This is a genomic window from Halolamina litorea, assembly GCF_026616205.1.
In the GTDB taxonomy this organism is placed as follows: Archaea; Halobacteriota; Halobacteria; order Halobacteriales; family Haloferacaceae; genus Halolamina; species Halolamina litorea.
The window spans coordinates 72,619-84,599 of record NZ_JANHGR010000001.1 but is presented as its reverse complement, the minus strand read 5'-3'; the positions used below and the strand labels follow the sequence as shown (position 1 = coordinate 84,599).

Genomic DNA, 11,981 nt, shown 5'->3' with positions numbered 1-11,981 from the left:
GGCTACTCCGCGGGGTCGGCGGCGACGACGGTCTCGCCGGCGGTCACGTCCTCGCCCTCACGGACCCGGATGTCGGCGTACTCGACGCGCTCGGGCAGGAGCACGTCGGCGCGGCTGCCGAAGCTGATGTGGCCGATCCTGTCCCCGCGAGCGAGGTCGTCGCCTGCCTCGACGTAGGGGTGGATGCGCCGGGCGAACCAGCCCGCGATCAGCGACACCTCGTAGTCGCCGCAATCGATGTCCACGCGCTCGTTCCGGTCGGAGTCCTTCGAGAACGCCGGCTTGTTCGCGCCGGGGCGGTGGGTGACCGACTCGACGGTGCCCCCCGTGGGCGCACGGTTGACGTGCACGTCGGTGACGTTCATGAACACGCCGACGCGGATGCGGCCCTCCTCCTCGCGGATCACCGAGACGCTGCCGTCAGCTGGGGTGACGAAGCCCGATTCGGGCGGCTCGCGCTCGGGGTCGCGGTGGAACAGAACCGCGGCCATCCCCAGCGCCACGAGGCCGAGGCCGACCGGGCCCGAGACGGGGGTGAGCAGGAAGCCCGCGAGCAGCGGCGGGACGCCGTATCGGATCGCTCCGGGGGAGATACCGCGGACCATTCAGGCCTCACCCCGGAGCGACTCGTGGCCCGCAGCCCACGCGCTCAGCAGGTGGGTGAGGTGGATCTTGTCGTCGGAGCCCTCGGTCAGATCGAGGTCGGCCTCGCCGGCGAGCTGGTGGAGCCGGGCGAGCTTCTCGCCGGAGTAGTCGCTGCGAGCGACCCGCAGGAGCTCTTGAAGCAGTTCCTCGCCGTCGTACCCCTCGTCGAGCAGGTCGTCGACGGTCGAGCGGGCCGTCGAGAAGTCGCCCTCGGTGGCAGCGGTGAGCGCCCCCGAGAGTTCGTCGTCGTGGCCGACGCCGTCGAGCACCTCGTAGGCCGCCGTCATCGTCACCTCGTCGTGTTGGGCGGCGGTCGTCTGGGCGCTCAACACGGCCGTCCGGAGGTCGCCGTCGGCGTAGCCCGCGAGGAACTCCAGCCCGTCGTCGTCGTACTCGACGGCTTCGGCGTCGAGGATATCGGCCAACACGCCCTCGATCTCGTCGGCCGTCGGCGCCCGAACGGGGACGGGGAAACAGCGCGAGCGGATCGGCGCGATCAGCTTCGAGGGCTGGCGCGTGGCGATCACGAACTGCGTGGTGCGGTGGTGTTGCTCCATCACCCGGCGCAGCGCCTGCTGGAAGTCCTCACGGATCGCTTCGGCGTTGTCCAGCAGGATCGTTTTGAACTCCCCCGAGACGGGCGCGTAGCTCGCGGACTCCTTGAGCACGCGGTTGATCATGTCCCGCTTGGCCATCCGGCTGCGGCCCTCCAGGAACTGCGCGAACCGGGGATCCTCCCGGATCTCCTTTTTCGTGCGGTCGAAGAAGTCCGCGACGTTGATCTCCACGAGGTCGTTCTCGTCGTCCTCGTGGGCCTCGCGGGCGAGCGCCCGCACGGCGGCGGTCTTGCCCGCCCCCGGGGGGCCCTGTACGACGAGGTTCATCGGCTCGTCGACGGCCCGGCGCAGGCGCTCCCGAGTTTCTGCCTGCGGGAGGTCCCCGATATCGGGGGCGTAGCGCTCGGTCCAGAGCGGTTCGTCCATTACCGGAACGTAGCCGCGCGGGTGGTAAGAAGGTCGCGGTCGGGCGTTCCGGCCGGTTCGAAAATCGGGTCGCGGCCGGCTTAGAGCGCCGCCAAGGCCGGGGCGACGAACGCCTCGGTGTCGGTGCTCGCGTTGCCCTCGACGGGGAAGGCTGCCTCACCCTCCGCGCCGTCGAGTTCCGCTTCCAGTTCGAGTTCCTCGGCGTCGGCCGGAACGGCGACCACGACGGTTCCGTTCTCGCCGGTCTCGCCGACGACCTCGCCGTCGAGGCTGACCGTCGCGTTGGCGGCGGCGCTGCCGTTCTGGGTAACCGTGACGGTGACGTTCTCGCCGGCCGTCGCGTTGCCGTCGAGCGAGAGGTCGAGTGCCGCGGCGGCCTCGGTCTCGTTCTCCGGTGCCTCAGTTTCGGTCTCCGTTTCAGTCTCCTCCTCTTCGTCCTCGGTCTCCTCGTCCTTCTCCTCGATCTCGACCTGATCGCCCGTGCCGGACTCGCTGGCGACTGGCTGGATGTTGTAGCTGCCCGAGTTCCCGCGCTTGACGACGGTGATGTCGAAGACGTAGTCGATCTCCTCGCCGTTGCCGACGGTGAACTCGCTGTTGAGTTGGAGCTTGCTGCTGGGCAGCTTCACGTCCGTGCTCTCGCCGTTGGTGAGGGTGCCGTTGACCTCGTTGACGTAGACGAACGTCTTGTCGTAGCTGCCGTTGGGGACGAACATCGTCCCGAGGCTGGTCGCGTTGGCGCCCTGCAGTTCCGTCAGATCGACGGTGGCGTTGTCGACGTCCTGTTCGACCCACGCGCTCTCGTTCTCGCTGGCGTTCGCGCGGTGGACGCCGACGCGCTCGATGGTGACGTTGAGGTGCCGGAAGTCGTCGATCGCGTTCTGCTGGTCGCTGACGTAGAAGTTCAGGCTACCGGCGTTCTCGGAGTCGGTCGTGTTCCCGGAGTCGGTCGTCGGCGCCTCGGTCGGCGTCGACGTGCCGTTCTCGGCGGACTCCTCCTCGTCGTTGTCGACTCGCGCTTCGGGTCGCTCCTCGATCTCCTGGTCCGTCCCGGACTCGCCGGCGACCGGCTGGATGTTGTAGCTGCCCGAGTTCCCGCGCTTGACGACGGTGATGTCGAAGACGAAGTCGATCTCCTCGCCGTTACCGACGGTGAAGTTCTCGTTGATGTGGAGCTTGCTGCTCGGCAGCATCACGTCCGTCGTCGAGCCGTCGGTGAGGACGCCCTCGATGTCGTCGTCGACGTGGATGAACGTCTTGTCGTAGGTGCCGTTCGGTGCCGGGATGGCGCCGAGTTCGCTGGCGTTTGCCCCCTGTAGCTCCGTCAGGTCGACGGTGACGTTGTCGATGTCCTGTTCGACCCAGCCGGACTCGTTGCCCTCCGTGCCGTTGTCGTCGACGCGGTGGGCCGCGATCGAGGTCACCGTCACGTTGAGGTGCTCGAAGTCGTCGATCGCGCTCGGCTGATCGCTGATGTACATGTTCACCGTCCCCTCGCCGGCGTCGTCGCCGCCCGGCGACACCGATCCCCCACAGCCGGCGATCGCGACCATCGCGACCACGAGCGCCGTGACTATCGCCTTTCGTTCCATGCGTTCCTCGACGTTCTCGGGGGAGACGGATAACGTTCATGGGTAAATTAGGCACAAGAAACAAATGTGCGTTGAAACGAGGCGCTCGGTCGGCCGCTCGACTCCCCCAGCCGCGGAGTCGACAGCCGTAAACCCCCGCCGCGAGCAGTTGCGGCCATGACTCTCCGGACGACGTTCCTCGGTACCGGCGGCGCCGTCCCGACGACCCGTCGGGCGCCCAGCGCCGTGATGGTCCACCGCGAGGGCGAGCGGTTCCTCTTCGACTGCGGCGAGGGCACCCAGCGCCAGATGATGCGGTTCAACACCGGCTTCGACGTGCGCCACGTCTTCCTCACGCACCTCCACGGTGACCACGTCCTCGGGCTCCCGGGCCTGCTCCAGACGTGGGACTTCCAGGACCGCACCGACTCGCTGGCGATCCACTGCCCGCCCGGCTCCCGGCGGACGATCCGGGACCTGATCGGCGCCGGCGGCCACGACACGGCGTTCCCGGTCCGGATCAACGAGGTCTCGCCCGGCAGCGTCGCCATCGACGGCGACGAGTTCGAGATCCGCGCCTTCGAGACCGAACACCGCACCACCTCGCAGGGCTACGCGCTGATCGAGGAGGACCGCAAGGGCCGCTTCATGCGTGAGAAGGCCGAGGAGGAACTGGGCATCCCGCCCGGACCGGCCTACGGGAAGCTCCACGCCGGCGAGACGGTCGAACTGGAGGACGGCCGCGTGATCGACCCCGAACGGGTCGTCGGCCCGCCCCGCCCCGGCCGCTCGCTGGTCTACACCGGCGACACCCGGCCCGTCGACGCGACCGTCGACGCCGCCGAGGAACCGGACCTGCTGATCCACGACGCCACCTTCGAGAACGACATGGCCGGCCGCGCCCGCTCGACCGGGCACTCGACGGCCCGCGAGGCCGGCGAGATCGCCGAGCGCGCCGGCGCCAAGCGACTCGCGCTGACCCACATCTCCTCGCGCTACCCCGGCGACGCTCGGGGCCACCAGCGCGAGGCGGCGGCCGCGTTCGACGGCGAGTGTTTCGTCGCCGAGGACGGCCAGACGGTGGAGATACCGTTCCCGGACGCCGCGTAAGTCACGGCCTCCCACGCGAGCGCTATATATCACTATTACGAGATTTCTTACGCGGTCACCCGGTGGCTTCGCGTATGCTCGGGACCGTTCAGGTGCTACTGGTCGACGACAACGACGCCTACCGGAGTCTCCTCGCCGCCGCGCTGCGCGAGGACCTCGCGATCGAGTCGTTCGGTGATCCGGAAGCGGCGCTCACGTGGGCGGCATCGAACCGGAGCGCGGTGGACTGCGTGATCAGTGATTTCCAGATGCCCGGCCTCACCGGGCGGGAGTTCCACGAGGGCCTCCGGGCGGCCGGCGTCAACGTACCGTTCGTTCTCGTCTCGGGTTCGAACTCCGGCGATATCCCCCCAGAGGCCACCGCCGAGGCGACGGCGTTCGTCCGGAAGGGGACCGGCGCCGTCGACGGCGTCCGCGAAGCCGTTCACGACGCGACACAGGCCGCCCGCACGGAGCAGACCCTCACTGCCCTTCACGGGGCCACGGAGGCGCTGATGCGCGCCGGGGACCGCGATTCCGTCGCCGACGCGACCGTGGAGACTGCCGAAGAGGTGCTCGGCTTCCCCGGGACCGGAGTGCGCTTTTACGATCCGGACCGGGAGGCGCTCGTAGCGGCTTCCGTCGGCGGGCAGAGCGACGACGCCATCGACGACCGCCCGCCGTTTCCGATCGAAGGCACCCACCACGGGCAGGCGTTCCGAGCCGGGGAGACCATCACCTACGACGTGCCCGAGGCGGACGCTAAGGATCCCTACGACGCTGCCCCGTTCGGTCGAACGATGTACGTCCCGCTCGGCGACCACGGCGTCGTCAGCTTCGGGAAGACCGGCGACGAGCCGTTCGACCCGCAGGACGTGCAGTTCGCGGAGACTCTCGCCGGCCACGCCGCGACGGCGCTGGACCGGGTCGAGCGCGAGCGCGCCCTCGAACGCGAGCGCGACCGGTTGGAGGAGGTGGCGGGCGTCGTCTCCCACGACCTCCAGAGCCCGCTGAACGTCGTCAGCGGGGCTATCGCACTGGCCACCGAGGAGTGCACCGACGACGCCGTCGCCGAGCACCTCACGACTGCCGAGCACGCGACCGCGCGGATGGAGGCGCTGGTCGACGACCGGCTGACGTTCACCCGCTGGGAGGGCACCGTGGGGCCCCACGAGGAGATTCAGTTGGCCGACGGCTCGGCCGACGGAACTGCACAGAAAGCCGCCGATCAGTAGCCGTTTAGCACGATCTAAGGGCACGACCGACGCCGTCTCGGAGGTCGTGTTCCTCCAGATAGACACCACGCGAACCCGCAACCGGCGTCGGATATTTAGCTCACAAGCGCCAATCGATGCGCGTGCACGCCCCGAGCCCCACCGACGGGCCGGTGTTCGGCGTCGACATCCAGAGCGGCGACATCCGCGGGGACTCGCCGACGTACGCGCTCGTGATCCTGCGCCCCGACGAGGGCGAGGACGGCGAGGGCGCCATCGAACGCGACGCCGTCTCGCGCCGGAAGCTCCGCCGACTCATCGAGGAGGAGGAGCCCACCCGGCTGGCCGTCGACAACATGTACGAACTCGCGGCCGACAAGAACGCCCTCGTGGGCTTTCTGGGAACCCTCCCCGCAGGCACCGATCTGGTGCAGGTGACCGGGGCGAACCGCCCCGAACCGCTCTCGCGGGTCGCCAAGCGTCACGGCGTTCCCTACGGCAAGAAGCCGATGAAGGAAGCCGAGGCCGCCGCGCGCCTCGCGCTGGGCAACGTCGGCCAGCGCGTCACCGCGTTCTCCGACACGACGACCGTGAAAGTCTCGCGGGGCCGCTCCACGGGCGGGGGCGGCGGGTGGAGCGAGGACCGGTTCACCCGCCGCATCCACGGCAACGTCCGGAAGGCCGCCCGCGAGGTGGAGTCCGACCTCGACGACGCCAACCTCGACTACGAGCGAGAGGCCACCGAGAAGTACGGCGGCCTCTCGAACGCGGTGTTCACCGTCGAGGCCCGGCCCGAGGACATCCCGGTCTCGAAGACCCGGAACGGCGACGTTCGGATCGAGGTCGAGCGCGAGCGCCGCGACGGCATCGAGTTCGAGCCGCTGGTCAAGCGCCGCGACCACGTGCTCGTCGGGATCGACCCGGGGACGACGACGGCCGCCGCCGTGGTCGGCATCGACGGCACCGTCCACGACCTCTACTCCTCGCGGACCGGCGACACCGCCGAACTCACCGAGTGGCTGATCGAGCGCGGCCGGCCGATGTTGGTCGCCGCCGACGTGACGCCGATGCCCGAGACCGTCGAGAAGTTCCGCCGCAGCTTCGACGCGGCGGGCTGGGTCCCCGAGTCGGACCTCCCGGTCGACGAGAAGCTCCACCGGACGCGGGAGCACCCCTACGAGAACGACCACGAGCGCGACGCTCTCGCGGCGGCGCTGTACGCCGTCGACGACCACATGGATCAGTTCGAACGGATCGCCGCGAAGGTCCCCCCGAAGTTCGACCGCGAGGAGGTCATCGCCCGCGTCGTCTCCGGCGAGGAGTCCGTCGAGGCGGTGATCCGGGAGCTGACCGACGACGACGGCGAGGACGAGGACGAGGAGGAACACGAGGAGCGCGAACTCAGCGAGGAGGAGCGGCGCATCCGCGACCTCGAAGCGCAGGTCGGCCGGCTCAAGGAACACGCCGATGAGCTGGAGGCCGAACTGGAGGAGAAGGAACACGAGATCCTGGAGTACAAGCGGGAGCTCAGCGACACCCGCAAGCGCGAGCGCCGGGAGGCCCGAGAGCGTCGCGAAGTGAACCGGCTCGAACGACGGGCGAAACGGCTCGAACACGAGCGCGACGAGGCCATCGACGAGAACGAGGCGCTCCACGACAAGCTCGCGCGCCTGAAGACGCTCTGGAAGATCGACCACTCGAACTTCAGCGACGTGGCGGCCGACCGCGATCTGGTCGCCGTCAAGATCCTCCCGCAGTTCACCCGCGACGCCATCGAGCGCGCCGACGAGGAGTTCGGCCTCGCCGCCGGCGACGTGGTCTACCTCCGGGACGCCAGCGGCGCCGGCACGTCGACCGCGGAGGCGCTGGCGGAGACGAAACCACGGCTCGTCCTGAAGAACGGCACCCTCTCGGACGCCGCCGACGAGGTGCTGTTCGACCACGAGATCCCGGTCGCGCCCGCCGACCCAGTGACGATCCAGGAGATCGACGAACTCGCCGTCGCCCGCGAGAGCGAGGTGGAGGAGGCCATCGACGACTGGGAGGACCGGGCGGCGGACCGACGGCGCGAGCAGACCGAGAGCATGATGGACCGGGTGATCTCCGAACACCGCGCCGACGAGCGGCTTGGCGGCGAGGGGGCGTAGCCACAGGGGCCACCACGTGACTGGTGGGACGCCAGACTTCCGTATGGTTTTTTGACACCATCTGGTGAAGAAGCGAACGATGAGGGAGGGCTACGTCGCGCTGGGAATCGGCTTCGTCGTCGTCGGACTCCTGATGATCGCGTACCCCCGTCGGCTCGGCCGGTTCCGGAACAGGGGTGCGGCCGACCCGGAGCCGACGCCGATGCTGCAGAAACAGATCCGGTACCTCGGTGGGCCACTGGTGGTCGTCCTCGGGTCGTGGCTGACGGTGCTGGCGGCGTCCGGATAGGCGCCTACCGACCCGACCCCTCGCTCTGTCGCTCCGTCACCGCGACTTCCCCCGTGAGCGACTGCGCCGACGGCGGCGCGATCGTGATCCCCGCCTCGTCGAAGCGGCGTTTCACCAGTCGCCGGAAGTCCGATCGAACGGTCTGGATGTCGGAGTTGAGCGGGTCCTGGGTCCACAGTTCGGCCTGCACGGTGATCGCGTTCTCCCCGAGTTCGAGGATGCGCGCGTTCGGGGACGGCTCCTCGAGAACCGCCTCGAGTTCGGCGGCGGTCGCTTGGAGTTCCATCAGCGCCCGCTCGGCGTCGTCCTCGTAGGCGACGTACACCTGTTCGGTGATGCGGTACTGGTCCCGGCCGTAGGGCCGGGTGAGCGCGTTGCTCGTGAGTTCGGTGTTCGGCACCGCGATGGTTTCGTTGTCCGGCGTTCGAACGCGGGTGACACGGAAGTCGACGGCCTCGACGGTCCCCTCGCCGCCCGGCCACGCGATCCAGTCGCCGACGTTGAAGTCGGGGTCGGCAACGAGGAACATGCCGCTGATCAGCGACCCGAATACCTGCTGGCCGGCGATGCCGAGGACGAACGTGATCGCCGCGATGATGACCGCCGACTCAGAGAGGACGTTGCCGTAGCCGGCGGCGATGGTCCCCGTCAGCGTGGCGAAGGCGACCACCAGCACCCGGAGGTAGGTGTTCGTCGCGGTCTGGATGGTTGGGTTGTTCCGGTTTCGCGCCCTGACGACGCGGGAGACGATGGGGGCGACAGCGACCGTTCCGACGAGATAGACGACGCCGAACCCGACGGTGAACCAGAACAGCTCCGAGAGCACCGGGTCGTACACCGAGAGCACCTCCCGCAGCCACTCCGGCAGCGGTCCTTGGCCGATCATGTCCGGCTGTTGGTACGCCGACTGGTAAACCCTGTGCGCCGATCGGTCCCCGGCGGCACCTTCGGCCACGGGCAGGTTATTTAACCGTCTCGACGTAAGGTCCGCCTATGGAATCGGTTTCGCCGCGTGAGCGGCTCTACGAAGTTTTTTCGGGAACCGATGTGGGCGTCGAAGCGCAGATCGACGAGGCGCTGCGGGTCGGGAGCGACTACTTCGACCTGCCGATCGGCTTTTTCACCCGCGTCAGCGACGAGCGACAGGAGATCGTCCGTTCGGTCGGCGACCACGACCTGATCCAACCCGGCGAAAGCTGCCCGCTCAAGTCGGCGTACTGTCGGCGGACGGTCGAGGCGGAGGGCGTGCTGGCGGTTCGGAACGCGGACGACTCGGTGATCGACCAGCGGGCCATCGACGTGTTCGACCTCGGGACGTACATCGGCACGAAAGTCACCGTCAACGGGGAGGTGTACGGGACCGTCTGTTTCGCCAAGGAGGAGGTACGCGACAGGCAGTTCTCGGAGGCGGGGGAGCTGTTCCTCGAACTGCTGGCGCGGCTCATCAGTACGGCGCTCGAACGGCGGCGCTACGAGCGCGACATCGAGGCCCAGAACGCACGCCTCCAGCAGGAGAAACAGCGCTTCGAGGGGATCGCCGAGAACAGCTTCGACATCCTGTTCCGGCTCGGCCCCGGCTCGACGTTCACCTACGTCTCGTCGGCCGTCGAACCGATACTGGGGTACGAGCCGGCTGATCTCGTCGACGAGCCGTTCTACGAGTTCGTCACCGAGGACGCCGCCGCGACGGCGCTGCCCCAGTACGCGGAGGCCCTGAACGGCGAACAGGTCGAGGGGCTGGAACTCGATTTCCTCGACCAGTCCGGCGAGGTCGTCGTGCTGGAAGTCAACGCGACGCCGATCAGCGACGACGGCGAGGTCGTCGGGGTACAGGGCGTCGGCCGCGACATCACCGACCGGAAGGAGCGCGAGCGGGAACTGCGAATCAAGAACCGTGCCTTCGACGAGGCGGAGGTCGGCGTGGTGATCGTCGACCCCCACGAGCCGGGACAGCCGCTCATCTACGTCAACAGGGGGTTCGAGCGAATCACGGGGTACGACGAGAGTGAGCTACTCGGTCGGAACTGTCGGATGCTGCAGGGCGAGGCGACCGACCCCGACCCCGTCGGCGAGCTACGGGAGGCCATCCAGGCCGAGGAGCCGACGACGGTCGAACTCATCAACTACCGCCGCGACGGGACGCCGTTCTGGAACCGCGTCCAAGTCAACCCCGTCTTCGACGAGGAGGGGCGGCTGCGCCACTACCTCGGCTTCCAGACCGACGTGACCGAACGGCGGCGCACCGAGAAGCTGATCCAGTTGCTCAACCGCGTGCTCCGGCACAACCTCCGCAACGACATGAACGCGGTCGCCGGCTGGGCGAAGGCGATCCAGAGCGCCGACTCGGAGGGGGTGCGGGACGCGAGCGAGCGGATCGAACGGATCGCCAGTTCCCTGGTGGACTTGGGCGAGCACGCAAGGGAGTTAGAGCAGTACATCCAGCGCGACCGGGAGCCGACGCGGCTCGACCCGGAGGAACTTCTCCGAGAGGCCCTGGAAGGGCCCCGACAGCGGTACCCGGGCGCGACGTTCGCCGTCGATATCGGGAGTGAGCGGGCCGTCTGTGCCGGCACCGAACTGTCGGGCGCGCTGACGGAGTTGCTTGAGAACGCTGTCAAGCACAACCCCTCGTCGGCGCCGACCGCCGACGTGACGGTCCGGGACGACGGGGAGTGGGTCGAGGTCGTCATCACCGACGACGGGCCGGGGATCGGCGAGATGGAGCGCCGGGTCGTCACGAGCGGCTCCGAGACGGCGCTCGAACACGGCTCCGGGCTGGGGCTCTGGCTCGTCAACTGGACCGTCACCCGCTACGGCGGCTCCTTCCAGATTTCGCCACGGGGTGACGGCGACGGGACGGCGGCAATCGTTCGCGTGCCCGCCATCGCCGCCGACCAGTCGGTCGCGGACGTGGAGACGAAGCCGACGGTGCTGTTCAGGTAAGCGGCGCCGTCCGCACGCATCCAGAAAGCCTAACCGCTCGCCGCGGGCAGTCCGGGTATGGACGCACACGACCTGATCACCCGCTACGCCGCGGAGGTCGTCACCGAGGAGGAGGTCGAGGAGCTGGCAGCCGATCCCGACGGCAAGCGCGCCTACGTCGGCTACGAGCCCTCCGGCGTCCTCCACATCGGCCACATGCTCGGCGCGAACAAGCTGATCGACCTGCAGGAGGCGGGGATGGAGGTCGTGATCCTGCTCGCGGACGTACACGCCTACCTCAATGGGAAGGGGACCTTCGACGAGATCCGCGAGACGGCGACCCGGATGCAGGAGCAGTTCGTCGCCTACGGCCTCGACGAGGAGAACACCGAGTTCGTGCTCGGCTCGGAGTTCCAGTTCGACGAGGAGTACACGCTTGACCTCCACGCGCTCGAACTGGAGACCACGCTCTCGCGGGCCGAGCGGGCGATGTCCGAGATCGGTTCGGGCGACTCCGTGACGGTTTCGCAGGCGGTCTACCCGCTGATGCAGGCGCTCGACATCGAGTACCTCGACATCGACCTCGCGGTCGGCGGGATGGAGCAGCGCAAGGTCCACATGCTCGCCCGGGACACGCTCCCGAGCATCGGCTACGACTCCCCGACCTGCCTGCACACGCCGCTGATCTCGGAGCTCTCGACGGGGATCGGCAAGATGTCGAGCAGTTCCGGCGTCACCATCTCGATGGAGGACTCGACCGAGGAGATCCAGGAGAAGGTCAACGGCGCCTACTGCCCGGCCGGCGAGGTCGACCCCGAGCCGACCGAGGACGGTGAGGAGCGCAACAACCCCGTGCTCGAAATCTTCGAGTACCACGTGTTCCCGCGCTTCGACACCGTCGTCGTCGAGCGCCCCGAGGAGTACGGCGGCGACCTGACCTACGGGAGTTACGAGGAACTGGAGGCCGACTTCGCCTCGGGCGAACTCCACCCCGCCGACGCGAAGCCGACGCTGGCGACGTACCTCGACGAACTCGTGGAGCCGGGGCGGGAGATGCTGCAGAAACAGCGGGCATAGCCAGCCACGGCGCGTGACTGGCGGCCGACTCCGAGTCGGCCGCA

10 protein-coding genes are annotated in these 11,981 nt (G+C 68.6%); 6 read left to right on the top strand and 4 right to left on the bottom strand.

The annotated features are described in order from the left end of the window. Positions 1-2: 2 nt before the first annotated feature. The 3 genes from NO998_RS00410 to NO998_RS00400 form a co-directional block, all read right to left on the bottom strand. On the bottom strand, positions 3-605 hold the full coding sequence (locus NO998_RS00410; RefSeq protein WP_267645011.1) for a protein sorting system archaetidylserine decarboxylase: 603 nt from the start codon (positions 603-605) through the stop codon (positions 3-5). After that, on the bottom strand, positions 606-1,628 hold the full coding sequence (locus tag NO998_RS00405) for an AAA family ATPase (protein WP_267645010.1): 1,023 nt from the start codon (positions 1,626-1,628) through the stop codon (positions 606-608). Between the two features lie 80 nt (positions 1,629-1,708). Next, on the bottom strand, positions 1,709-3,220 hold the full coding sequence (locus NO998_RS00400; protein WP_267645009.1) for a DUF4382 domain-containing protein: 1,512 nt from the start codon (positions 3,218-3,220) through the stop codon (positions 1,709-1,711). Positions 3,221-3,376: 156 nt separating this feature from the next. Here NO998_RS00400 and rnz point away from each other — a divergent pair, with 156 nt between their 5' ends. From rnz to NO998_RS00380, 4 genes are all read left to right on the top strand, one after another. Further along, entirely contained in the window at positions 3,377-4,309 is a 933-nt protein-coding gene (rnz, locus tag NO998_RS00395) for a ribonuclease Z (protein ID WP_267645008.1), read from the top strand. 74 nt (positions 4,310-4,383) lie between these two features. Continuing rightward, entirely contained in the window at positions 4,384-5,523 is a 1,140-nt protein-coding gene (locus tag NO998_RS00390) for a GAF domain-containing protein (protein WP_267645007.1), read from the top strand. A gap of 122 nt (positions 5,524-5,645) precedes the next feature. Next, complete coding sequence (locus tag NO998_RS00385) at positions 5,646-7,649, top strand: DUF460 domain-containing protein (RefSeq protein WP_267645006.1); 2,004 nt, start codon at positions 5,646-5,648, stop codon at positions 7,647-7,649. 79 nt (positions 7,650-7,728) lie between these two features. Then, positions 7,729-7,938: a DUF6199 family natural product biosynthesis protein gene (locus NO998_RS00380; protein ID WP_267645005.1), complete on the top strand. Its 210-nt coding sequence runs from the start codon at positions 7,729-7,731 to the stop codon at positions 7,936-7,938. A gap of 4 nt (positions 7,939-7,942) precedes the next feature. On the opposite strand, the gene NO998_RS00375 is transcribed toward NO998_RS00380, so the two are convergent. Continuing rightward, a complete protein-coding gene (locus NO998_RS00375; RefSeq protein ID WP_267645004.1) occupies positions 7,943-8,824 on the bottom strand; it encodes a mechanosensitive ion channel family protein in 882 nt (293 codons plus the stop codon). A gap of 107 nt (positions 8,825-8,931) precedes the next feature. Between NO998_RS00375 and NO998_RS00370 the strand changes: the two genes are divergently transcribed. Together NO998_RS00370 and NO998_RS00365 are read left to right on the top strand one after the other, a co-directional pair. Further along, entirely contained in the window at positions 8,932-10,881 is a 1,950-nt protein-coding gene (locus NO998_RS00370) for a PAS domain S-box protein (protein ID WP_267645003.1), read from the top strand. A gap of 57 nt (positions 10,882-10,938) precedes the next feature. After that, positions 10,939-11,937, top strand: a complete 999-nt coding sequence (locus NO998_RS00365) for a tyrosine--tRNA ligase (RefSeq protein ID WP_267645002.1) — start codon at positions 10,939-10,941, stop codon at positions 11,935-11,937. Positions 11,938-11,981: the final 44 nt, after the last annotated feature.